This window comes from Candidatus Frackibacter sp. WG13, assembly GCF_900114655.1.
Lineage (GTDB): Bacteria > Bacillota > Halanaerobiia > Halobacteroidales > Acetohalobiaceae > Frackibacter.
The window spans coordinates 45,272-69,191 of sequence record NZ_FOTT01000003.1 but is presented as its reverse complement, the minus strand read 5'-3'; the positions used below and the strand labels follow the sequence as shown (position 1 = coordinate 69,191).

The window sequence follows — 23,920 nt, the reverse complement described above, 5'->3', positions numbered from 1 at the left end:
TAATCAAGAGGTTATCCTCATTTTTACTGATTAAAAATTTAAAAAAGCGCCTATCACTTGAAAACAAGTGATAGGCGCCTAGTAATTATTTTAAGTTTTAGGATTACTTAGACTATAAATAAAATCTGTAACCTTAGTAACAAATTCTTCTTTTTCATCTTTAATTAAATCTAGATTATCTTCTATCTTTTCAATGATTGCACTGCCAACAATAACTCCATCAGCAAACTTATTAATTACTAATACATGTGCTGGTTTTGAAACCCCGAAACCAACTGCCACTGGAGTTGTAGTCAATTTTTTAAGCTTCTTCACCAATGTTTCAACCTCTTTAGAAACTTCTTCTCTAGCCCCGGTAGTTCCCGGCGTTGAAACTGCATAGATAAAGCCTGAAGAGTTTTCAGCTACACTCTTCATTCTTTCTTCAGTACTAGTTGAAGACATTAGTAAAATTATATCTAAACTCTCACTATATGCCCTTAACTCTTCATCTTCACCTAAAGGCAAATCAGGAATGATAACTCCATCAACACCGACCTCTTCACACTCAGTAGCAAACTCTTCAAGCCCATAGTTATAAATGGAATTATAGTAACCCATCAATACCAATGGAATTTCACTCTTTGATCTTATTTTGGCTATTAAAGAAAAGATATCATTTAAATTAGTACCATGAGCTAGGCTTCGTCTACCAGCCTTTTGAATAGTAGGACCATCAGCTAATGGAGTGGCATAAGGAATCCCTAATTCAATAATGTCAGCACCTTTCTCCTCTGCTGCTAAGACTAACTCTTGGGTTAAATCTAAATTAGGGTCACCAGCCATTAAAAAAGGAATAAAAGCCTGCTCCCCTTTCGCTTGCAATTGATTAAAAGTAGAACTTATCCTACTCATTAAAGGTCAACTCCCAACCTATCGGCTACAGTATATACATCTTTATCTCCTCGACCGGAGAGATTGACAATAATAATTTCATCTTCATCTAACTTAGGCGCAAATTTCTTAACGTAAGCAATAGCATGTGAACTTTCTAGAGCAGGAATAATCCCTTCTACTTCTGAAAGTAATTTAAAAGCCTTTACAGCTTCTTCATCGGTCACTGCTTCATAATCAGCACGCCCTATATCTCTTAAGTGGCTGTGTTCAGGACCGATCCCTGGATAATCGAGTCCGGCAGAAATAGAATGCACCGGCATAATTTGACCATTATCATCCTGTAAAACATAGCTTTTAAAACCATGAATAATACCTTTACTTCCTTTAGTCAAGGTAGCAGCGTGCTTATCAGTATCTACACCTAAACCAGCTGCTTCTACTCCGATCATATTTACCTCTTTATCTTCAATGAATGGATAAAAGAGTCCAATAGCATTACTACCACCACCAACACAAGCTACTAAATGATCCGGCAACCTTCCTTCCGCTTCAAGAATCTGTTCTCGAGCTTCTTGACCAATTACCGACTGGAAGTCACGCACCATCGTTGGATAAGGATGAGGTCCAACTGCTGAGCCTAGTAGATAAAAAGTATCATCAACATTCTCTACCCAATTTCTAATAGCAGCATCGACAGCATCACTTAAAGTAGCTGTTCCTTCAGTTACAGGAGTCACTTCTGCTCCCAATAGCTTCATTCGGAAAACATTTAAAGCCTGACGCTCAACATCTTCTGCTCCCATAAATATTTCACATTCCATGCCAAACATAGCTGCCACTGTAGACGTAGCTACACCATGTTGTCCTGCTCCAGTCTCAGCTATAATTCTCTCTTTACCCATTCTCTGTGCCAGTAAGATCTGTCCTAAGGTATTATTAATCTTATGCGCACCCATATGATTAAGATCTTCTCGCTTAAGATAAATCTTTGCTCCACCTAACTTATTAGTTAGCCTTTCAGCATAATAGAGTGGATTTGCTCGCCCTACATATTGCTCTAAATAATACTCAAACTCTTCTATAAACTCTGGATCATCTTTATACTTATCATAAGCCTCCTCTAACTCTTCTAAAGCTGGAATTAATAGTTCTGGAACGTACTTCCCACCAAATTCACCGAAATGTCCTTTCTTATTAGTCATAATTTTTCCTCCTTATTCTCTTAATTAATCCCTTTAATTTATTATGATCTTTTATACCTGCTACTTTTTCTACTCCACTACTAACATCTACTCCATAAGGATGAACCTGATTAATTGCTTCTGTAATATTTGCAGGTTCTAAGCCTCCAGCTAAGATAATAGGTCCTAATTCTTTAGCCTGCACAGCTAATTGCCAATTAAAAGTCTCTCCTGTTCCTCCTAATTGTCCAGCAATATAAGTGTCTAGTAAATAGGCATTTACTTCATATCTTTTCAACTTTACTAAATCTAACTCTTCCTTTACTCTAAAAGCCTTAATCACCTTCATATGCTTAAACTGCCTACAATACTCTGGATCTTCTTCCCCATGCAGTTGAAGTGTATCTAAACTACAATCCTTAGCAATTTTTAGCACCTTCTTACTATCTTCATTAACAAAGACACCTGTATAATTAACAAAGGGGGGTAACTCTCTAACTATTCTCCTTACCTGCGTTACATTAACCTGTCTTGGACTATCAGCAAAGATAAAACCAAGGCTATCTACTCCTAAACTAACTGCATACTTAGCATCTTCTAAGTTAGTAATTCCACAAATCTTAATTCTAGTCATCCCACTCACTGCTCATTCCCATTAATTCGTTAATCTTTCCTTCTAAATTATTACTCCTCATGATTGCTTCCCCAATTAAAACTCCATCTACGCCAGCTTTAGTCAAGATTTCAATATCTTTCCTAGTTGAAATCCCGCTTTCACTAACTATGATTTTATCCTTGGGCAAGAATGTCTTGAGCTTTAAAGTCTGCTTTAAATCAGTATTAAAAGTCTTTAGATCACGATTATTGACCCCTATGATCTCTGCCCCCGCATCTTGAGCAACCCCAAGTTCTTCGGTAGTATGCACTTCTACTAAAGCATCTAAGCCTAATTCTTTAGTTAATGCTAATAGTTCTACTAACTCTCCTTTAGATAAAATATTAACTATTAAGAGCACTGCATCGGCTCCATAAGCTTGTGCTTCATAGATCTGATAAGGGTCAATAATAAATTCTTTTCGTAATAAAGGTAAGTCTGTCACTTCCCTCACCGAACGTAAATACTCTAAACTTCCCTGAAAGAAGCGTTCATCAGTTAATACTGAAATAGCTGCCACATTCTGTTGAGTATATACCTTAGCAACCTCAACTGGATTAAAGTTTTCTCTAATTAATCCTTTCGAAGGCGAGGCCTTCTTAATTTCAGCAATTAAACCTATCTTTTCTTTGAGCAAAGACCTTTTAAAATCCTGAATCTCATCTAATGGCCTTAACTGCTTAGTTAACTCCTTTAAACTTACTTCTTCTTTTCGTTTTTTAACTTCTTCTCTTGTATTCTTAACTATTCTCTCTAAGAACATTTATAACCACTCTTTTGCTCGTTATATACTTTCTTTGTATAGGAAATTAATTCCTCTAATTTTTCCAATGCTTTTCCTGAATCAATAATTTTAGCTGCTAATTCGACACCCTCTTCTAAATTATCAACTTGGTCTGCTATTAAAAGACCAGCCGCACTATTTAATAAAATTATATCTCGCGTTGGTCCAGATTCACCTTTTAATATCTCAAGAGTTATTTCTGCATTATCTTGGACGGTACCACCTTTAATTGCTTCTAATTCTGCTACTGATAAGCCAAAGTCATTAGGGTGAATCGTAAGTTCTTCTACCTTGCCATCGCACAAATAACTGACTTTAGTCTCTCCTAGTATCGAAATTTCATCTAGCCCACCAGCTCCATGAACTACAAATGCCTTTTCTACACCTAGATTTCCAAGGACTCGAGCTAAAACTGATGTCAATTCTGGATCATACACCCCTAATACTTGCCGTTTTGCTCGCGCAGGATTAGTCAACGGACCTAGAATATTGAAGACTGTTCTAATTCCAAGCTCCTTCCTTGGCCCAATTGCATGTTTCATCGCTTTATGAAACTTAGGAGCATATAGAAAGCCAATACCAATCTCATCTACGGCCTTAGCCACCTCTTGCGAGCTTAATTCTAAATTAACACCCAAGGCTTCTAAAACATCAGCGCTACCGCTCCGACTAGATACTGAACGATTCCCATGCTTAGCTACTGGAACCCCCGCTCCAGCAATCACTAAAGCAGTCGTCGTAGAAATATTAAACGTACCAACTCCATCACCACCAGTACCACATGTATCTACAACTATTGGTTCTTTTGGCTTAACCTCAGTTGCCTTATCACGCATCACCTGGGCACAGCCAGTTATCTCTTCTACCGTCTCACCTTTCATGCGTAACGCAGTAATAAAGCCAGCAATCTGGGCCTTAGTTGCTTTACCGCTCATAATTAGATTCATTGCTTCGGCTGCTTGTTTGATACTTAAGTTCTTACCCTCCATTAGCTGATTAATAAATTCCTTCATTATTCTCATCTCCTCTCATCTAATTAACCTTTACTTTACTCAACTTTACTCTCAACTAGCTAATTCAATCGCCTTTAATAAAGCCTGCGCCTTATTCAAGGTCTCTTGATACTCGGCTGCTGGGTCGGAATCAAATACAATTCCAGCTCCTGCTTGCACATAAACTTTATCTTCTTTGAATAACATAGTTCTAATCGTAATACAGCTATCGAGATTACCATTAAAACTGAAGTAACCGATGGCACCAGCATATGGCCCCCGTTTAGTCGGTTCTAACTCGCTTATGATCTCCATTGCCCTAATTTTAGGAGCACCAGAGACTGTTCCAGCAGGAAAGCAAGAACGAAGCGCATCAAACCCACTTTGATCATCTCGTAATTCCCCATTTACATTAGATACTAAGTGCATAACATGTGAATACTCTTCTACTTCCATAAATTCATCCACTTCTACAGTACCATATTTACTGATTCTCCCAACATCATTTCTGCCTAAATCGACTAACATCGTGTGTTCAGCTCGTTCCTTCTTGTCATTTAACATTTCTTCTGCTAATTCCTTATCTTCATCTTCTGTCGCTCCTCGAGGTCTCGTCCCGGCAATCGGTCGATTCTCTACGACTCCATCCTCGACTCGAACTAACATTTCTGGTGATGCTCCCACCAACTGTAGCTCTTTAAAATTAAGATAATACATATAAGGCGATGGATTAATCCGTCGTAATACCCGATAGACTTCAAAAGGTTGAACTGTTATCTCTGCCTCTAATCTTTGTGAAAGAACGACTTGAAAGATATCCCCTGCCCTGATATACTCTTTAGCCTGCTTTACTTTATGCATAAATTCTTCTTGATTCATATTAGACTTAAATTCAATATTTTCTGGCTGCTTATTATTAGCTAACGCAAACGAGCTTTTAGAATCAACTTTAAGCCTTTTTCTAATCTTATTAATCTTATTGATTGCTTGCTGATAAGCTTCCTCTGGATTATCTTCCACCAAAGTATTAGCCACTATCTTGATCTTATGCTTGACATGGTCAAAGATTAAGATAGTATCAGTCAAGATGAATAGACTATTTGGAATATCTAATCCTGATGAAGCCATTAATTCTATTTCTTCAAATGAAGTAACTAGGTCATAACCTAAATATCCAACCGCCCCACCATAAAATCTTGGTAAATCAGCAAGTTCCATTGGTTGATACTTAGCCAGGATATCTTCTAACTCTTTTAATGGATGGTCAGTATTATACTCTTCAATACTTCCATTCTTCTCAATAGTCACCACTCCATCTTGATAACTAAAAGTCAAGAATGGCTTACCACCAATAAAAGAGTAACGTCCTACCTTCTGACCTCCTTCTACACTCTCGAGCAAATAAGAGTATTCAGTATCTCCTAACTTCTTAAATGCCGACACCGGAGTCTCCATATCAGCTACTACCTCACAATAGACCGGAATTAAATTTCCTTCCTCAGCTTTAGTTATGAATTCTTCCTTTTTAGGATAATACATCTCCAACTTCCTTCCTAAAGCTTTCTGATACGCCATCAGCTTCTGCAACGACCTTTGCTGTAGTAAATAGTTGTTCTTTGCTTTCAACAGCACAAGGTCCTGCCATAATCACCGGCTTACTATCACCAATTTTAACTCTGTCAATCTGAATTATACTCTTCTCTAACTCCTTGTTACGCCCTACCAAAGGATATAACTCTCTAGCAGGTTGACTCATCTCATCTCAACTCCTCTCTAATCTCAAACTACTTATATTAACTGTTAGCAATTATCTTTGTGCTTCTTAGCACTCCTTGCCGCTAACTTCTAATCGAATTAATTTACCACCTCCATACCAGAAAAAGCCAGGCTCAATTGAGCCTGGCTTATATTCGTTGGTTCATAGATTAATCATCATCTTTAATATGAATAGATGCACTAATTCACCTCTGAATATAGATAATTAACCATGTCTATAAATTCTAAATTAGACATAATATACCTATGACAGAATCATACTAAAGAATTCTCTTCCTAATCTAATCTCAACTCAACTAAACTCAACTAAACTCAACTAAACTCAACTCATCTCTTAATATTTAATTGTCTATACTCAACTCTTCCCAACTCTCATCTTTTGACTAAACTAGCAACTAATCAATTTATCAAATTAACCGTCAGACTCCACTTCGCCATGTTCAGTAATAATCTTTGCTTTACCTCTAATCTTAATTGCCGAAGTATGCTCTGTAAATTGAGCTAACATTACTTCTCCCTCATCTAACTTTTCAGTATGATGAAATTTAGTATTCTTACCACGAGTTAAACCGATAATTGTAACCCCGTCTTCTAAAGCTTTAATTACTACGTAGTCTTCATCTATGCGCGTTTCCATTATCAATCCCCTTTCTGGGTCAATGTCTATATATAAGTACTAAAACCTGTTACACTCATGATAATATACTTTCTTTTTATTGTCAAGCAAAACTTTAGAAATGGCTAACCCCTGTGCTTAAAAGAGTAATTACTACACCAGCAATTAGAACACCTGTAATAATTGCTGGAAAAGCAGACCTAAATCTAATTTTAAAGATAGTAGCTGCTACAGATGCTGTCCAAGCTCCAGTTGTCGGTAAGGGAATAGCTGTAAATAAAATTAAACCAATAGCTCCATATTTATCTACTTTGTCACTTTTACGCCTAGTTCTAGCGTATAACCAAGAAAAAAATCTATCGAATAATTCTATCCTCCTTAAATATTTAGTTACTGGGTCTAATAAAAATAATAAAGGTATAACCGGAACTGCATTCCCAATAACACTCAGAACAAATGCTTTAGTTGGACTCAACCCCCATGAGATTGCCAACGGAATAGAAGCTCTCAGCTCGGTTACTGGTAGCATGGCAGCAATAAAAACAGCAAACTCTTTAGACACTAACTCTTTTAAAGTAATAAATAATTCTTCCAAATTCTTAACCTCCACTTAATTATACTCTTATTCTATTCGCTTAATATTATCTATATAGATAGTATTCTATATATTTTTTTCCTTACCTTTTTTAGTATTAAAAGAATCTAAAAGAGGAAGCTAAAAGCTTCCTCTTTAAAGTAATTAACTCTATTCATTATTCTCTTGGTTATCATCTCCATTATTTTTTGTATCCTCACCTTGTGTAGTTCCATTAGTTAAAAATTCATATGATTTTTCTAATAAATCTTTAGCGTACTTAGGATTATGAACACCATAGCTGCCATCTCCTTTTACTAGCTTCCAGTTATAGGCAGCAACATATGCTTCATGTGGGATATCCTTAATTTCTTCCCCATTTTCATCTTTAAATAAAAACCCTCCGTGATATGAATCAATTTCAGCAGCACCAGTGGCTTCTAAAACTGCTTTCTTTAATTTTTCTAATCTTTCTTTCGTCTCATCTTGATATCCATTTAAGTTAAATGTGTCAATATCAGAATGGCACTTGCTACATACCTGCTCAATAGCTTCCTCTTCCATTACAAAAGTATGTTGTTCATATCCTTCTTCAGCTTCTATCATATGACAGCTTGCACATGTATTGTCTAGACCGGGATGTCCAGATGAAGTGCTATATTCCTCTCTAGGTATTTCCATACCACCTTTCCCAGTAAGCAATGCAGCTGCCATACTATAGTGAGGATAAGTAAACTTCTCTAATTGGTTGGCTTTTGAATCCTCAAATAGCTCTGATGGATTCCTTCTACCATTATGACACGCCATACAAACAGCACCTCTTCCAGCTTCATATGGCTCATCTAAAAATGGCAACTCAACTTCACCATTTTTAATTAATTCTGCACCTACATCGCTATGACATGCTTGACAATCAATCCCTGTAACATGCTCTGCCTTAAACTCTTCTTTATTTTGGGCATTAAATCCATTTCCATCATGACAATTAGAACATGGCTTTCCTCTTTCGGCTACATCGACGATAGCATACTGATGACCAGATTCTTTCCAGTCTTCAGAGATTAATCTGACTTTTGTTAAGTCACCTAGTTCTTCATCTTCTTGAACTTGTTGCTTTTGTTGCTCAGCAGCATTATTATTTGTATTATCTTCAGCTGCATTATTATCATTAGCATTTTGATTTCCAGCACATGCTGCTAAAGATAATACCATGATTAAGGTTAATACGATTAATAAAAACTTTTTCATGAATTCCACCCCTATGTAATGTAATTTTGTAAAATAAATCTACATTACTTATTATAAATCAAATCTAATATATTATTAGCTTCTAAGCTATTTTTTAATTAATACAGTGAAAAAGACTCCACAATAATATATGGAGGCACAAATCATTCAAGCTCATCTTTATACTTTTTTTCTAATAATTTAAGTAGTTTCTTTTCTTTTTTATAATCTTTAATTGGCTGTGCTGGAGAACCAATAACTGTTAATCCAGACTTTACTTCCCTACCAAACGGAACTACTGCTCCTGAACCAATAGTTACCCCATGCTCTATTCTAGCTGTGTGTACTATCGCATTAGAACCAACCATTACGTTCTTCCCTACTTTACCTCCTACTATGGCTCCACTACCAATAAAAGTTCCATTATCAATCACTGTAGAAATTACTCTTCTATCAGCATCATCTTCTATAGTTGCTCTCTTACGTCCTACATTAAAAATTCTAGCCAAAGGTCCAATCCTAATCTTATTCTTAATAGTTATATTACTCTCTAAGTTAGCTGCTGTACCAATCGATACATTATCACCTATCTTTACATCACTTCTAATCGTGACATTCTCTTCAATATTAACATTATCTCCGATTTGAACATTATCTCCAATAATAGCCCCGGTTCCAATATGACAGTTATCACCTATAGTAGTACCGGTCCTAATAATGACACCTGTACCAACGAAGGTATTCTGTCCTATCGTTACATCTTCATGCAAAATTGCATTTCCTACTACTCTACTACCTTTATCAAGAAAAACTCCATCATAAAGTTCTGCCAATGAACTAACACTTGCTCCATCCAACAAAGTTACTTTCCGAATCTCTCTTTCGCTTTTCTGATCTTTAAATTCTGCTACAGGTAGAATTGTTATTATCGGATCAATACATACTTCTTTAATCAATTCTAATGTCTTATTTAACATATCTCTCTTAACTACAACTGCAAATTCAACTTTACGACCTTCTGGCCCTTTAATGACCTTAACGGAATAATGTAAATCAAATTCTAAAAATCTTTCTCTTAATCTATAACTTAAAGTTCCGCCAACTGTAGTTACAACCTTATAATAATCCGTTTGATATTTCTCCAAACCTTTCCCTCCAATCCGGCTATTAAATTTTAGATTATAATTTATGAAATATCTGCTTGTTCTTGATTGCGATGATGGTGAGCCAATCTAGCCGAAGCAGCAGAAGCAATCCCTGCTACAATATCATCTAAAAAAGTATTCACATTATCTTTGCTACTATCTAATTCTTCCATAATTCCTACTTTATTTTTGTCTAAATAGCCAAAACTAGTAATCCCAATTGTCCCATATATATTAGCAATAGTCATCGCTAAACTCTCATCAATCCCGTATAAAGGTTCATCAGTTTCAATAATACTAGATAAAGGTTCTTCAACAACCCCATCTTCTGTTAACTTATCTAAAGCGATACCGGTCAAAATTGTATACTGGACCTCTCTCTTTTCAAATACTTTTTCAACACTAATAATACATTCGTCTAAAGTCAAATCTGGATTATAAGGCACCTGTAAATCATAAGCAATCTTAGCAATATCTTTTATCTTTACACCTCTATCTTTTAATGACTTAATTACTATCTCTTTCATTAAATTCCCCTCCCTTTACTCTTTTTATTATTTAATATAATATATGTTTATTTAATCCAAAATGTAATCATCGATTCCATTAATTGCCTTTAATTTCTCTTCTAGTTCTTCACTGAATTGAACAGAAAACTTATCAGCTGTTGATAGCAGTACTTTCTCTTCTTCAAGATCAGCAACGATATATACTGACATATTCCCCGGGCAATTTTTCAGTATTTGTGCCATTTTTTTTAATTCTTCTATCTCTATCTCGCTTATCTTCAAATATAATCTTTTTTGTGGTGGCCCTTCTATCTTTTCTCCAATTACTTTTATTACTTGTTCATTTCGGTCTAATTTTCCCTTTACCAAGAGAAAGTCATTATGAACTAATAATTCTCCTGAGTTATTGTATAATTTAGGAAAGATAACTACTTCAATTTGACCAACCCTATCCTCTAATTGGACGAATGCCATCTTCTTACCATGCTTAGTAACAATCTGATTTAAGTCACTAATAATTCCGGCTATTACCACTTCTTCTCCATCATTTAAATCTTTAATCTGCAAAGTCGAGAGTGGCTCATATTTATCTAATAAAGACTGAAATTTATCAATTGGATGTCCAGATATATATAGCCCTAAGTATTCCCGTTCCATGGCTAATAACTCTTCTGAACTATATTCTTTAATATCTGGTAGTTCTAAAGTGTCATTAACAAATTGATCATCATCTAAAAAATCCATAAAAGATTGTTGTCCATTCTCTTTTTCTTTTTGAATTTGACGATATTGTTCATAGAGTTTATCTAAAGCCTTTAATAATTGAGAACGATACGCACCTAATGAATCAAAAGCTCCAGCTTTAATTAGACTTTCAATCACCCTTTGATTAACCTTGCCTAAGGAGACCTTCTCACAAAAATCAAAGATTGATTCAAAATCGCCTTCTTCCCTAGTATCAATTATCTCTTCAATCGCCTTCTGACCTACATTCTTAACAGCTTCCAAACCAAATCTAATCTTACCTTTGACTACTGTAAACCTGACTTCACTTTCGTTTACATCTGGAGGCAGAATATCAATTCCCATCCGCCTACACTCTTCAATGTAGCGAGCCACTTTATCACTATTTCCCATAACACTGCTCAACAATGCTGCCATAAATTCAACAGGATAATAATTCTTAAGATAAGCTGTTTGATAGGAAACTAAAGCGTAAGCAGCACTATGAGATTTATTAAAACCATATCCCCCAAAATACTCCATTAAATCAAATAGATCATTTGCTAGCTTTTCTGAATAGCCATTATCTAAAGCTCCACTAATAAATTTTTGTCGATGTTTCTTAAGCAATTCTGGTTTCTTCTTACCCATACCTCTTCTTAAAATATCTGCTTCGCCAAGGCTATAGCCTGCTATTTCATTAGCAATCTTCATTACTTGTTCTTGATAGACAATAACACCGTAAGTCTCTTTTAAAATCGGTTCTAAGTCTGGATGCAGATACTCTATTTCAGCTTCACCATGGCGGCGTTGAATGAAGTCATCTACCATCCCACTCCCTAATGGTCCTGGTCGTCCTAAGGCCAATAAGGCAATTAAATCTTCAAACTTTGTCGGTTGCAAATCAGTAATTAACCTCTGAAATAGATTAGACTCAATTTGAAAGAGCCCTTCAGTATTACCAGTTTGGAGCAATTCATAAGTCTTTTGCTCTTCTAAAGAAATATCACTTAAATCTAGCTCTATACCTTGAGTTCTTTGAACTATTTCTAAGGTATTGTTAATAACAGTTAATGTCCTTAACCCCAAGAAATCCATCTTTAACAAACCGATCTCTTCTAAATCATTCATTGGGTATTGAGTAGTAACTTCACCTTTATTCTGCTGTAAAGGAGTATAATCAGTCAATTCTTCTTTCGAGATTACTATTCCAGCAGCATGGGTTGAAGCATGACGAGGTAATCCTTCTAGTCGACGAGCATAATCGATTAATCGCTTAATTCTTCGCTCTTCTTCATAGATCGACTTTAATTCTGGCGAAGCTTCTAAAGCCTCATCTAAATTAGCTCCAAATGGAATCAGTTTAGCTATCTTATCTACATCTCCATACGGCAAATCTAAAACTCTACCTACATCTCTAATTACTGCTCTTGCTGCCATAGTCCCAAAAGTGATAATCTGTGCCACTTTCTCCTGACCATACTTTTCTGTTACATAATTAATAACTTCATCTCGTCGTTGATAACAGAAATCTATATCTATATCTGGCATACTAACCCGCTGAGGATTAAGAAATCTTTCAAAGATCAACCCATACTCTAGTGGATCTAAATCAGTAATTCCTAATACGTAGGAGACCAAGCTTCCGGCAGCACTTCCTCGCCCTGGCCCCACCATAATCCCTTCCTCACGAGCATACTTAATAAAATCCCAAACAATCAAAAAATATGCTGGATAACCCATCTCTTCGATAATTTCTAACTCGTAATCTAACCTTTCTCTAACCTCTTCAGTAATTTCGCCATATCTCTCTTCTGCTCCCGTCAAACATAAATTTCGCAGATAGGAAGATAAATCATGTTCAGCAGGAACTTCATAATGAGGTAAATAGATCTGGTCAAAATCTAAATCTACATTACATCGTTTAGCAATCTCTAAAGTACTCTTAATGGCCTGTGGAGCATCTGCAAAAACAGTCTCCATTTCATCTCCACTCTTTAAGTAAAACTGATCATTAGGAAACTTCATTCTATCTTCATCAGACAAATTCTTTCCAGTCTGAATACATAACAGTACATCATGCGCTTGAGCATCTTCTTCTTTTAAATAATGAACATCATTAGTTGCTACTACTGGTATATCTAATTCCTTACTTAGCTTTAACAATTCATGATTAACCATCTTCTCTTCACGTAGACCTTGATCCTGTAGTTCTAAATAGAAGTTATCCTTACCAAAAATATCTTGATAACTCTCAATCGTCGCTTTAACCTCTTCAATCTGTTCATTTAAGACCCCTTTAGCCACTTTGCCAGCTAAACAGCCGCTTAAACAGATTAGACCATCACTATATTCTGTTAATAACTCACGATCAACCCGGGGTTTATAATAAAACCCTTCTAAAAAGCCTAAGGAAACTAACTTTAATAAATTCTGATATCCTTGATTATTCTTAGCTAATAATACTAAGTGATGGGCCTTTTCATCCTTCTTCCCTTCACGGCTAAATCTACTTCGAGGAGCTACATAAACCTCCGAACCAAGAATCGGTTTAACACCTTGTTTCTTAGCCTCTTTATAAAATTCTATTGCTCCATACATATTACCATGATCTGTAATAGCTAAAGCTGGCATATCATAAGCAGCAGCTTGACTAACTAATTCTTCAATTCTAGCTGCTCCATCTAAAAGACTATACTCTGTATGAACATGTAGATGAACAAAATCAGTCACTGCCAGCCCTCCTCTATCCATAATTAAAGACTATTATTCCCAATTTAAGCCTATATAACATCAATATATATCAAATTTTGGCATTAACTTCTTCTCTTTTTGATATAACTCTATTAACCCCAATATATATAGTTATTCAAGCTAACCACCTAAAAATCCTGCTTAAAATTAATTGTCCTTATTTATACAAGATAACCAAGTTCTAAATATATTTTTATATAAATATATATTATTAACAATTTAAGCAGGTGATATTATGCAAAAGATAGTTGTTGTTTTCTTTACTTCCCTCGGTGTTCTATTGGGAGGAGCATTAATCGGAAGTATTGGGGGAACTTTAACCAAACAGTCTCCTATTAAAATTATGTTTGAATTAGCAGAAGATATCAAATTATGGGCAGTAGCTACTGCTATTGGTGGTACTTTTTCTAACTTAAGAGTCTTAGAAGGCGGTTTTATGGAAGGAAAATTATCCTTAGTAGTTAAACAACTAATAATTCTAATTGTTGCTTTTTTAGGTGCTCAATTAGGAATCTGGATTATTACTGTCTTAACTGGGGGCAAATAAGATATGAAGTTTAGATTTTTAAGTTTAACTAAAGCTGAATTAATGCAATTAATTGCTTCATTTATATTGGGATTCATTATGGGTGCTTTAATATTAAATTTAATTGTAGCCAACGAAATAGATAACTTAATATATAAAAATAGGGAATTAAACAGTAAAATCAAGAACCAAAATGAAGAATTGAAGAAGTTAGAAGAAAGCCTATCAAGTCGAAAGTGGAAGGTAGTACAAAAAATAAAGATTGTGGTTGAAACTGAAGAGAATAAACATATCAAACAAGAACTAGAATCAAAACTATATGAAATTTTAAATAGCATTATCGGTCGCCAAATGAATAAGATAGACGGTACTTTAATCAGTAATACAGTTGACGACCGAGTAATAATTATTGATGACACAAACTACCAAATAGATTTAATCTGGTTACTCCTACAGGAAGAAACTATCGTTAAAGTTAAAGCAACTAATATAAGTCAAAATTAAATTCAATCTAAACAATCAGCAATTCTATCTAAAGCTTCAGTTAAATCCTCTAATGAAGTAGCATAAGATAACCTCAAATAACCCGGAGCCCCAAATGCACTCCCAGGAACTACTGCCACCTTAGCTTCAGTTAATAAGAATTCGACTAATTTTTGGTCATCTATAATTTTAACCCCTTTAATCTTACTTCCAATTAGCTCCTTAACATTTACAAAAAGATAAAAAGCGCCTTGTGGCGTTCTAGCCGATAATCCGTTAATCCTATTTATTCTTTCGACAATGTAGTCTCTTCGTTCTTTAAAAGCTTCTAACATTTCCGCTACTGGTTCTTGGCTGCCTTCTAAGGCAGCTACGCTTGCTTTTTGGGCAACGGAATTAGGATTAGAGGTGCTATGACTCTGCAATTTAGACATAGCATCTACTATCTCTTCTTTAGCAGCTACATATCCAATCCTCCAACCAGTCATCGAATAAGCTTTAGAAACACCATTAACTAAAATGGTTAAATTGTTAACTTCTTGCCCAAAACTGGCTATACTTACTGGCTTCTGACCATAATGAATCTTTTCATAGATCTCATCAGCTATAATGTAAATATTATTCTCAACTGCTATTCTAGCAATCTCTTTCAGCTCTTCTTCAGTATATACCGCCCCAGTTGGATTAGACGGCGTATTTAAAATAAGAGCACATGTTTTATCTGTAATCTGTCCTTCTAAAGCTTCTGATTCTAATTTAAATCCATTAGTTTCATCAGTTTCTAAAATTATTGGTTCTCCACCGGCTAATTTAATCTGTTGTGGGTAACTCACCCAATAAGGAGCCGGTACAATAACTTCGTCACCATCATCACAGATAACCTGTAAAGTGTTATAAAGTGAATGTTTAGCACCAGAAGAAACTATAATTTCATCTAGCTTATACTCTACATCATTTTCTAACTTTAATTTTTTGATGATAGCTTCCTTTAATTCTTTAATTCCAGCTACAGGAGTGTAGTTAGTAAAGCCTTCTTCGATTGCTTTGATTGCTTCTGCTTTAATATGTTCTGGAGTGTCAAAGTCAGGTTCTCCAGCTCCTAAACCAATAATATCAATCCCTTCATTCTTCATTTCTTTTGCCTTAGAACTAATTGCTAAAGTTGGTGATTCATCTATTCCTTTGGCGCGCTCAGATAAATACATCTCTTTCCTCCCCTTAGACTAATTTCTAAATTTAAAATTCTCTTTCATCATTCAAAATAAAATTCCTTATTAAACAACAAATTTCCTGCTTAAAATTAAAAATAAATAAAATTTTATTTAAGAAACCTGATCCGCGTCTAAGTATAATGTTTCCTTCTTAAACTGAGCATCGTATAATTCCTTATAGACCCCATCTTCTTCTAGTAATTCTTTATGATTACCTACCTCTTTAATCTTGCCTTCTTTAATCACTACTATCTTATCAGCCTTTACTATTGTTGATAAGCGGTGAGCAATAACAAAAGTAGTACGATTTAAATAGAGGTTCTCTAATGCATTTTGAATCAAACTTTCTGATTCCGAATCTAAAGATGAAGTTGCTTCATCTAAGATTAATATTTTAGGGTCTTTTAATAAGGCCATTGCTATAGCCACTCGCTGTTTCTGCCCCCCAGAAAGCTTAATCCCTTTTTCGCCAATCTCTGTCTCATATCCATTAGGAAAATTAGTAATAAATTGATGAGCATTAGCAGCCTTCGCTGCTCTTTCTATCTCTTCTTGACTGGCCTCAGGACAGCCATAAATTAAGTTTTCTTTAATCGTGCCACTAAATAAAATCGGATCTTGTAAAACAATTCCCATCTGTTGTCGTAAAGAATCCAAAGTATAATCTTCAATATCTACTCCATCAATCTTAATTCTACCAGAATCAAGATTATAAAATCTGAGTAATAGATTAATGATACTCGTCTTTCCAGCACCGCTAGGCCCTACTAACGCTACCATCTCCCCAGGACTTACTTCTAAATTAATATTATGTAATACTTCCTCTTCCGATGCATAACTAAAACTTACATCTTCAAATATAATCTCTCCTTGACAGTCAATTAACTCAACAGCTCCACTTTTTTCTTTAACTTCTACCTCGGTGTCTAATACTTCAAAAATTCTTTCTAAACTAGACATACCTTGCTGAATAATGTTATTCAACATAGTTAATCTGATAATTGGTCTAAATAACATCTGAGTATAAGTTATAAAAGCAGCTAGCTCACCTACAGTCAAGTTCTGATTCATTACTTGCAGCCCACCATACCAGAGAATAATTAAAGTCGATGATCTAGAAGTAAAGTTAATACTTGTATCTAACCTAGCATATAAACTACCTCGTTTAATATTTAAACGTTTATTCTCAACCGCTTCTTTCATAAATTTATTTAGTTCGTGCTCTTCGTTAACAAAAGCCTTAACTATCTTCATCCCTGAAATTGCTTCTTGTAACACACCGCTCATATCAGCCATCTTCTGTTGAATATTCTTATTTACTTTTCTTAGCTTACGTCCAAATTTAGACGTTATAAATAGCATAATCGGAAATAAAGACATTGTAACCAAAGTTAGACGCCAGTTCATCACAAACAAAAAGATAATAACTCCAACTATCGTTAATGACTGCTGAATTAAACGCGAAGAACCAGCCACAATCATCCGCTGTAGATCTTTTACGTCATTAGTCACTCTAGAGGCTATCTTACCGGTTAGGTTCTGTTCATAATAAGATAGCGATAGATGCTGTAAATGACTATATAATCTCTTTCTAATCTCCAATAAAACCTTCTGTGAAATGACAAAAACCAACTTTACTCGATATAAAGTTAATAAGTTTCTAATTACCAGTAGAAAAAACGAACCAATAATAACCCAGTTTAAAAGTGAAAAATCCTTTTGAGGAATTATTCTATCGATTACTAACCGAATCATCTGCGGAATAACAGTAGAGATAACTGCTACAAAGAACATCATAATAACAGCTATCGCTAACCCTTTCTTCTCTGGTTTAAGATACTCCTTAAAGAAGCGCTTAAAGATTTCCATTCTACCCCCCCCTATTTCTTTTGGGCCTTTATTCTTCGCTTCTTATTTAAAACTTTCTTTCTTAAACGAATATTGCTAGGAGTTATTTCTACATATTCATCATCAGCAATATACTCCAAAGCTTGTTCTAAACTCAATTTAGTAGGTGGAGTTAATTGAATTGCTTCATCGGCTGAGCCAGCACGAATATTGGTTAACTTCTTCTCTTTACAGATATTAATATCTAAATCATTTTCACGCGAGTGGGCCCCAATAATCATCCCTTGGTAAACTTTAGTTCCTACATCAACAAAGATAGTACCTCTTTCCTGAGCATTCCAAACTCCATACTTAGTTACTTCTCCTTCTCTATCTGCTACTAAAGAACCATGTTCCCTTTTAGGGATCTCTCCTTTATATGGAGCATAATGTGAAAAAGTATGGGTTAGGATCCCTTCTCCTTTAGTCAAAGTCAAAAAATCTGACCTAAAACCGATTAAACCTCGGGCTGGAATTTCAAATTCTAATCTAATCCTCCCCGCATTAAGATGAGTCATATTCTGCATTTCACCTTTTCGTTTCCCGATTTCCTCCATAATCGTTCCCATAAATTTCTCTGGAATATCAATTACTAAGTCTTCAAATGGTTCTAATTTTTTGTTATCTTCTTCCTTCATAATTACATCCGGTTTAGAAACTTGAAATTCATAACCTTCTCTACGCATAGTTTCAATTAAGATCGATAAGTGTAATCCTCCTCTACCAGAAACCTGCCAAGCATCAGCACTATCTGTCTCAGCTACATCTAAAGCAACATTACTTTCTAACTCTTTCAATAATCTCCTCCGTAAATGACGCGAAGTTAAATAATCTCCTTCTTGTCCAGCCAGTGGACTATCATTAGTAGTAAAAGCCATGGTGACCGTTGGCTTCTCTATCTCAATAAACGGCAAGGGCGTTGGTTTCTCTAAATCAGCAATCGTCTCTCCAATATTTATTTCTTCTAATCCAGCTATAGCAATTATATCTCCTACTTTAGCTTCTTCAACCTCTTTCTTATCTAATCCGTGATATTTATATAGATTACTCACCTTATCTTGAACTATACTTTCGTCAGGTTTACAAATCGCTATTTTTTCGCCATTCTTTATCTTCCCATGCATAACTCTACCTACCGCTAGCCTCCCTACATAATCATTATACTCAATTGTAGTTACTATCATCTGCAAAGGAGCATCTAACTTTCCTTTCGGCGCAGGAATCTCTTCTATTATCTTTTGAAATAAAGGATTTAAATTCTCATTCTTTAAATCTAAGTTTTCCTTAGCATATCCATCTAAAGCCGAAGTATAAATCACTGGAAATTCTAACTGTTCATCGGAAGCTTCTAATTCAATAAATAGATCTAATACCTCATCTACCACTTCATAAGCTCGCTCATCACTGCGGTCTATCTTATTAACTACCACTATTGGCTTTAAATCTAAAGCTAGCGCCTTTCTAAGAACAAATTTTGTCTGCGGCATAGGACCTTCAAAAGCATCTACTACTAAAAGAACACCGTCTACCATCTTAAGAATCCTTTCTACCTCTCCCCCAAAATCAGCATGACCAGGAGTATCGATTATATTAATCTTGACTCCGTCATATTCTATCGCAGTATTCTTCGATAAGATGGTAATGCCTCGTTCTTTTTCTAAATCATTAGAGTCCATTACTCTCTTTTCTAAATTCTTCTCTTTATGAAAAATCCCACTCTGTTTTAACATGCCATCGATCAAAGTCGTCTTACCGTGGTCAACATGAGCAATAATTGCTATATTTCTAATCTTTTCCCTCTTATCTAACTTAGTCAATAAATACATCTCCTTTTATTTATATACTACTTTCACATATTAATTAGCTCTAACTCACGATTTTTAAAAGTAGCTAACTTATTATATCCTATCTCTTTTAACATTTTCTTAGCTGTTACCAGTTTTTCTCCTACTCGTTCTGGTGAATGAGCATCTGAACTTAAGGTTACTGGTATATCTAATTCATAAGCTCTTTCTAATAATTGAATACTCGGATACATTTCATTAACCGGTTTATTAAGTCCATTAGTATTAATCTCAAGACAGAGGCCTTGATCTGCAATTGTTTGTAAAGCAAGTTCAGCATACTTCAATACATCTTCTTGCGGATGATGATCAAAGACTTTAATCAGATCTAGGTGTCCTATAATATCGAAGAGACCTGAACCGGCTGCTTGAGCGATATTTGAAAAGTATTTTGCATATAGTTGATCAATATTCCAATTATCATACTCATCAACATAATCTGGATGATCAAACATCCAATCATCAATATAATGAATTGAGCCAATAACATAGTCTAACTTAAATTGATTTAAAAAGTCAAATATTTCTCCTTCATGTAATGGTGTGTAATCCATCTCAATCCCTATTTTAAGTTCAACATCTGTAAATTCTTCATTAACAGCTTGAATATTATCAAACTTAAATGCTTTATGATAGCGATTATGATCAGCTATCCCTAATTCTTTTATCCCTTTCTCTTGAGCACTTTTAGCAAACTTTCTCAAGTTTTCTTTAGAATGATCAGCATCATCATGACCAATTGGGTGGGTATGGTAGTCGACTAACATTTCTATTCCTCCTAATCACTTTTATTATATTACTCAGAAATCAACTTTAATTTTATTTTTCTTTTACGAGGACCATCAAATTCACAAAAATAGATTCCTTGCCAAGTACCTAAAACTAAATTTCCTTCCTTAATGATTATCTGTTGACTACAGCCAACTAAGGTTGATTTAATATGAGCTGCAGAATTACCTTCTAAATGTTGATAATTATCATTGAATGGAATCACCTTATTTAACTCCATTAACATATCCTCTTTAACAGTAGAATCAGCATTCTCATTAATAGTAATCGCCGCAGTAGTATGAGGTACAAAGATAGTACAAATCCCATTTTGAAAATTAATATCTTGAATGAGCTTTTGAACTTTACTAGTTATGTCTAACAACTCCGTTTTAGCATTAGTTCCAATTTGTAGCTCATAAATCATAATTTTCCCCCTCTATCAATATTTTAAACTGAACTTCTAACTATTAATTCTTAATCTAATAGATTATTCCTGCACATTAAGTTTTTTTTAGCATATACTAAGAATATACATCATATAATTTAACAAAAACCTTTTATTAATCTAATTATTAAAATTTTCAGAAAATTCTTGACATTAATCCAATTTTGCTATATAATTTAATTCAACAGTAATTATTTAACTTTAATTCCATCTATAATATATTATGGTTAGGAATTAAAGTAAAAAAGATGAAGGGAGGGAGGAAATTTCAAGTATTCTACTGTTTAAATACGCCTTGATATAACAAAAATCATAACATATGTATGAAATTTAAATAGGAATAATATATCTGGTATTATGGTATATTTATTTTAGGTCATTCTCTAATCTTATTTATCATGTTTAAGTGGTTAACTTTTAGGCTTAATCAAAAATATTTATTAGAATACAAAGGGGGATTAAAAATGGCTGATACTAAAATAGCAAATCCTGCTCCTTTAGGGTTAGCAGGTTTCGCTTTAACTACATTTGTACTTAGTTTTTATAATGCTGGTATTCTACCAGTAGAAGGGGAGGCAATTGTTTTTTCACTAGCATTCTTTTATGGTGGTTTAGCTCAATTTATGGCTGGTATGTGGGAGTTTAAAACTGGTAATACTTTTGGAGCTACTGCCTTTACTTCTTATGGTGCTTGGTGGATGTTTTTTGCTTTACTTAAGTATTCACTTGCACTTGGATGGATATCTTTAGGTGAAAGTGGTGCTGTATCTGTAGGGTTAGTGCTTATGGCTTGGGCATTCTTCACTTTCTATATGTGGATAGGTACATTCAAGCTTAATAGAACTCTTTGGTTGGTCTTCTTAACCTTATGGGTTACTTTCTTCTTATTAGGCTTAGGAGATTTAGTAAATCCTAAGTTTGGAACAATGGGTGGCTATTTAGGTTTAGTTTGTGCTGCTCTTGCTTGGTATCTATCAGCTGCGGAAGTTATTAATTCTGTTTCTGATGGAACTGTATTACCTGTTGGTGAAAGAGATAATATTAGTGCTTAAAAACCCATAATATTTCTTTAATATATTAGTTTAAAGCCCTTCCTAATTCTGTGGAAGGGCTTCTTTTTTAATGATTCTTTTTTGCAACCTTCATTGGCTCACCTTTCTTATCACTATACCTTTCTTCATGTGTATATAACTGCCTATCTACATAGCTAGTATGTAATAATTCTTGAGATCTTTCTCCATGAGGATCACCTAAATAATTATCATACAATTTTTTCACAAATGGATTCTCGTGTGCAACTCGATATTCTTTCTGTCCGTCTTCTTCAAATAAACCTTTAGCTCTATGGGCTCTATCTTCAACCATTCTAAGCCATTTATCACGCCCAGAATAGATCGGTTGTCCACCACCACCGACACATCCTCCAGCAGGGCAAGCCATCACTTCAATAAAGTCATATTCGGCTTCTCCATTCATGATTCTGTGAATTAATCTTCTAGCATTCCCCGTTCCTCTTGCTACAGCTACTTTTAAGCTTCGACCATCTTTTAAATCTATCTCAGCTTCTTTAAAGTCTCTCCCTCTTACTGATTTTAATTCAAAGTCCTCTAGTCGTTCACCAGTTATCCTTTCATAAACAGTACGTAAAGCAGCTTCCATCACTCCCCCAGTAGAACCAAAGATAACTCCTGCCCCACTGGCATAACCCATCGGTTCATCATAATCCTCTTCTGGCAGTTTTTTAATATCTAATCCTATCTGCTTAATCATCTCACCTAATTCTCGAGTAGTTAATACAGCATCTACATCTCGATGACCACTAGAATCCATCTCTGGTCGCTGAGATTCGTATTTCTTGGCTACACAAGGCATAGTTGATACACAGAATATATCTTCTGGGTCAATCCCCGCTTGTTCAGCATAATAACTTTTTGCTAAAGCTCCAAAGACTTGCTGTGGAGACTTACAGCTTGACAGATTATCTAACATTGATGGATAAAATGATTCACAGAACTTAACCCATCCTGGACAACAAGAAGTAAATTGTGGTAAATCCTTGCCACTCTCTAACCTTTCCATCAACTCATGCCCCTCTTCCATTACAACTACATCGGCACCGAAACAATCATCAAAGACTTTATCGAAACCTAACCTCTTTAATGCAGCTACTAATTGTCCTGTTACTAAACTACCTATTTCCAACCCAAACATCTCTCCAATTGTAACCCTAATAGCAGGCGCAGTCTGAATCACTACATGCTTAGATTCATCAGCTAATGCATCCCATACTTTTTGCGTATCGTCCTGACCATGTAACGCTCCAGTTGGACAGACCATAATGCATTGTCCACAAGTGATACAAGGCGTATCCATTAAGCTTTCGTTATAAGCAGGTGCTGCAACTGATCCAAACCCTCTTTCAATGACATCATAAATATGCACTTCCTGGATTTCAGCGCAGACACTAATACATCGTCTACATAAGATACATTTACTTGGCTCTCGAACTAGCGATGGCGACAGATCATCGACTGGAAACTTATTTCTTTCCCCACCAAACTCTAAATCCCTAATACCATACTGCTTAGCTACAGATTGTAATTCGCAATTTTGATTAGCAACACAAGTCAAGCATTCAAAAGGATGGTCTGACAAAAGAAGTTCTATAACTCTCTTGCGTGCTTCTATAACCTGCGGAGTGTTAGTCCTAACTTTTAGACCGTCTGTAACTTCATAAACACAAGCTGGTTGAAAGTTAGCATCACCTTCTACATCCACCAAACAGACTCTACAAGCTCCTGGCTCATTTAATTCTTTTAAGTAACAAAGAGTCGGAATGTCGATATCTAACATATCAGCGGCATCCAATATTGTTGTTCCTTCACTTACTTCTACTTCTTGTCCATCTATCGTTACCGTAACCAACATTTAATCCCTCCCA

At 35.1% G+C, this 23,920-nt stretch carries 22 protein-coding genes; 3 read left to right on the top strand and 19 right to left on the bottom strand.

Annotated features, from left to right (window positions below):
• Positions 1-90: 90 nt before the first annotated feature.
• From trpA to BM077_RS02890, 13 genes are all read right to left on the bottom strand, one after another.
• Positions 91-894, bottom strand: coding sequence for a tryptophan synthase subunit alpha (trpA, locus tag BM077_RS02950; RefSeq protein ID WP_089748146.1), 804 nt, complete (start codon positions 892-894; stop codon positions 91-93).
• Entirely contained in the window at positions 894-2,078 is a 1,185-nt protein-coding gene (trpB, locus tag BM077_RS02945; protein WP_090095121.1) for a tryptophan synthase subunit beta, read from the bottom strand. The genes trpA and trpB overlap by 1 nt, the downstream gene beginning before the upstream one ends.
• On the bottom strand, positions 2,071-2,691 hold the full coding sequence (locus BM077_RS02940; protein WP_089748148.1) for a phosphoribosylanthranilate isomerase: 621 nt from the start codon (positions 2,689-2,691) through the stop codon (positions 2,071-2,073). Before BM077_RS02940 ends, trpB begins: the two co-directional genes overlap by 8 nt.
• A complete protein-coding gene (trpC, locus tag BM077_RS02935; RefSeq protein ID WP_089748149.1) occupies positions 2,684-3,475 on the bottom strand; it encodes an indole-3-glycerol phosphate synthase TrpC in 792 nt (263 codons plus the stop codon). The genes BM077_RS02940 and trpC overlap by 8 nt, the downstream gene beginning before the upstream one ends.
• The gene (gene trpD, locus BM077_RS02930; RefSeq protein WP_089748206.1) at positions 3,466-4,512 is read right to left on the bottom strand and encodes an anthranilate phosphoribosyltransferase; all 1,047 of its coding nucleotides are present in this window, start codon (positions 4,510-4,512) and stop codon (positions 3,466-3,468) included. Before trpD ends, trpC begins: the two co-directional genes overlap by 10 nt.
• Positions 4,513-4,560: 48 nt before the next feature.
• Entirely contained in the window at positions 4,561-6,027 is a 1,467-nt protein-coding gene (trpE, locus tag BM077_RS02925; protein WP_089748150.1) for an anthranilate synthase component I, read from the bottom strand.
• Complete coding sequence (locus BM077_RS02920; RefSeq protein ID WP_089748151.1) at positions 6,014-6,244, bottom strand: hypothetical protein; 231 nt, start codon at positions 6,242-6,244, stop codon at positions 6,014-6,016. The genes trpE and BM077_RS02920 overlap by 14 nt, the downstream gene beginning before the upstream one ends.
• A gap of 432 nt (positions 6,245-6,676) precedes the next feature.
• Positions 6,677-6,901 carry a trp RNA-binding attenuation protein MtrB gene (mtrB, locus tag BM077_RS02915; protein ID WP_089748152.1) on the bottom strand — a complete coding sequence of 75 codons (225 nt, stop codon included), beginning with the start codon at positions 6,899-6,901 and terminating at the stop codon, positions 6,677-6,679.
• Between the two features lie 94 nt (positions 6,902-6,995).
• Positions 6,996-7,475, bottom strand: a complete 480-nt coding sequence (locus tag BM077_RS02910; RefSeq protein WP_089748153.1) for a COG2426 family protein — start codon at positions 7,473-7,475, stop codon at positions 6,996-6,998.
• A 150-nt stretch (positions 7,476-7,625) separates the two neighbouring features.
• Positions 7,626-8,702: an ammonia-forming cytochrome c nitrite reductase subunit c552 gene (locus BM077_RS02905; protein WP_089748154.1), complete on the bottom strand. Its 1,077-nt coding sequence runs from the start codon at positions 8,700-8,702 to the stop codon at positions 7,626-7,628.
• Between the two features lie 143 nt (positions 8,703-8,845).
• Complete coding sequence (locus tag BM077_RS02900; RefSeq protein ID WP_089748155.1) at positions 8,846-9,826, bottom strand: DapH/DapD/GlmU-related protein; 981 nt, start codon at positions 9,824-9,826, stop codon at positions 8,846-8,848.
• 41 nt (positions 9,827-9,867) lie between these two features.
• Positions 9,868-10,353: a phosphatidylglycerophosphatase A family protein gene (locus BM077_RS02895; RefSeq protein WP_089748156.1), complete on the bottom strand. Its 486-nt coding sequence runs from the start codon at positions 10,351-10,353 to the stop codon at positions 9,868-9,870.
• A 51-nt stretch (positions 10,354-10,404) separates the two neighbouring features.
• Positions 10,405-13,791: a DNA polymerase III subunit alpha gene (locus BM077_RS02890; protein WP_089748157.1), complete on the bottom strand. Its 3,387-nt coding sequence runs from the start codon at positions 13,789-13,791 to the stop codon at positions 10,405-10,407.
• A 256-nt stretch (positions 13,792-14,047) separates the two neighbouring features.
• Here BM077_RS02890 and BM077_RS02885 point away from each other — a divergent pair, with 256 nt between their 5' ends.
• A complete protein-coding gene (locus BM077_RS02885; RefSeq protein ID WP_089748158.1) occupies positions 14,048-14,359 on the top strand; it encodes a YtrH family sporulation protein in 312 nt (103 codons plus the stop codon).
• Between the two features lie 3 nt (positions 14,360-14,362).
• The gene (locus BM077_RS02880; RefSeq protein WP_089748159.1) at positions 14,363-14,842 is read left to right on the top strand and encodes a hypothetical protein; all 480 of its coding nucleotides are present in this window, start codon (positions 14,363-14,365) and stop codon (positions 14,840-14,842) included.
• Between the two features lie 2 nt (positions 14,843-14,844).
• Here the strand turns inward: BM077_RS02880 and BM077_RS02875 are convergent, their stop codons facing one another.
• From BM077_RS02875 to BM077_RS02855, 5 genes are all read right to left on the bottom strand, one after another.
• Positions 14,845-16,026 (bottom strand): pyridoxal phosphate-dependent aminotransferase, encoded by a 1,182-nt coding sequence (locus tag BM077_RS02875; RefSeq protein ID WP_089748160.1) that lies wholly within the window; start codon positions 16,024-16,026, stop codon positions 14,845-14,847.
• A 117-nt stretch (positions 16,027-16,143) separates the two neighbouring features.
• A complete protein-coding gene (locus BM077_RS02870; RefSeq protein ID WP_089748161.1) occupies positions 16,144-17,901 on the bottom strand; it encodes an ABC transporter ATP-binding protein in 1,758 nt (585 codons plus the stop codon).
• A gap of 11 nt (positions 17,902-17,912) precedes the next feature.
• The gene (gene typA, locus BM077_RS02865; RefSeq protein WP_255361536.1) at positions 17,913-19,736 is read right to left on the bottom strand and encodes a translational GTPase TypA; all 1,824 of its coding nucleotides are present in this window, start codon (positions 19,734-19,736) and stop codon (positions 17,913-17,915) included.
• 32 nt (positions 19,737-19,768) lie between these two features.
• Positions 19,769-20,530, bottom strand: coding sequence for a histidinol-phosphatase HisJ family protein (locus BM077_RS02860; RefSeq protein WP_089748163.1), 762 nt, complete (start codon positions 20,528-20,530; stop codon positions 19,769-19,771).
• A gap of 29 nt (positions 20,531-20,559) precedes the next feature.
• On the bottom strand, positions 20,560-20,958 hold the full coding sequence (locus tag BM077_RS02855) for a secondary thiamine-phosphate synthase enzyme YjbQ (protein WP_089748164.1): 399 nt from the start codon (positions 20,956-20,958) through the stop codon (positions 20,560-20,562).
• A 485-nt stretch (positions 20,959-21,443) separates the two neighbouring features.
• On the opposite strand from BM077_RS02855, the gene BM077_RS02850 reads away from it, so the two are divergent.
• Positions 21,444-22,031 carry an acetate uptake transporter gene (locus BM077_RS02850; protein WP_089748165.1) on the top strand — a complete coding sequence of 196 codons (588 nt, stop codon included), beginning with the start codon at positions 21,444-21,446 and terminating at the stop codon, positions 22,029-22,031.
• A gap of 67 nt (positions 22,032-22,098) precedes the next feature.
• Here BM077_RS02850 and BM077_RS02845 read toward each other — a convergent pair whose 3' ends face one another.
• Positions 22,099-23,907 (bottom strand): NADH-dependent [FeFe] hydrogenase, group A6, encoded by a 1,809-nt coding sequence (locus BM077_RS02845; protein ID WP_176941610.1) that lies wholly within the window; start codon positions 23,905-23,907, stop codon positions 22,099-22,101.
• Positions 23,908-23,920 lie beyond the last annotated feature (13 nt).

Coding starts and splice junctions, on each gene's coding strand:
- trpA (WP_089748146.1), bottom strand. CDS start 894: ATGAGTAGGATAAGTTCTACTTTTAATCAATTGCAAGCGAAAGGGGAG.
- trpB (WP_090095121.1), bottom strand. CDS start 2,078: ATGACTAATAAGAAAGGACATTTCGGTGAATTTGGTGGGAAGTACGTT.
- BM077_RS02940 (WP_089748148.1), bottom strand. CDS start 2,691: ATGACTAGAATTAAGATTTGTGGAATTACTAACTTAGAAGATGCTAAG.
- trpC (WP_089748149.1), bottom strand. CDS start 3,475: ATGTTCTTAGAGAGAATAGTTAAGAATACAAGAGAAGAAGTTAAAAAA.
- trpE (WP_089748150.1), bottom strand. CDS start 6,027: ATGTATTATCCTAAAAAGGAAGAATTCATAACTAAAGCTGAGGAAGGA.
- BM077_RS02920 (WP_089748151.1), bottom strand. CDS start 6,244: ATGAGTCAACCTGCTAGAGAGTTATATCCTTTGGTAGGGCGTAACAAG.
- mtrB (WP_089748152.1), bottom strand. CDS start 6,901: ATGGAAACGCGCATAGATGAAGACTACGTAGTAATTAAAGCTTTAGAA.
- BM077_RS02905 (WP_089748154.1), bottom strand. CDS start 8,702: ATGAAAAAGTTTTTATTAATCGTATTAACCTTAATCATGGTATTATCT.
- BM077_RS02895 (WP_089748156.1), bottom strand. CDS start 10,353: ATGAAAGAGATAGTAATTAAGTCATTAAAAGATAGAGGTGTAAAGATA.
- BM077_RS02885 (WP_089748158.1), top strand. CDS start 14,048: ATGCAAAAGATAGTTGTTGTTTTCTTTACTTCCCTCGGTGTTCTATTG.
- BM077_RS02880 (WP_089748159.1), top strand. CDS start 14,363: ATGAAGTTTAGATTTTTAAGTTTAACTAAAGCTGAATTAATGCAATTA.
- BM077_RS02875 (WP_089748160.1), bottom strand. CDS start 16,026: ATGTATTTATCTGAGCGCGCCAAAGGAATAGATGAATCACCAACTTTA.
- BM077_RS02870 (WP_089748161.1), bottom strand. CDS start 17,901: ATGGAAATCTTTAAGCGCTTCTTTAAGGAGTATCTTAAACCAGAGAAG.
- BM077_RS02860 (WP_089748163.1), bottom strand. CDS start 20,530: ATGTTAGTCGACTACCATACCCACCCAATTGGTCATGATGATGCTGAT.
- BM077_RS02855 (WP_089748164.1), bottom strand. CDS start 20,958: ATGATTTATGAGCTACAAATTGGAACTAATGCTAAAACGGAGTTGTTA.
- BM077_RS02850 (WP_089748165.1), top strand. CDS start 21,444: ATGGCTGATACTAAAATAGCAAATCCTGCTCCTTTAGGGTTAGCAGGT.
- BM077_RS02845 (WP_176941610.1), bottom strand. CDS start 23,907: ATGTTGGTTACGGTAACGATAGATGGACAAGAAGTAGAAGTAAGTGAA.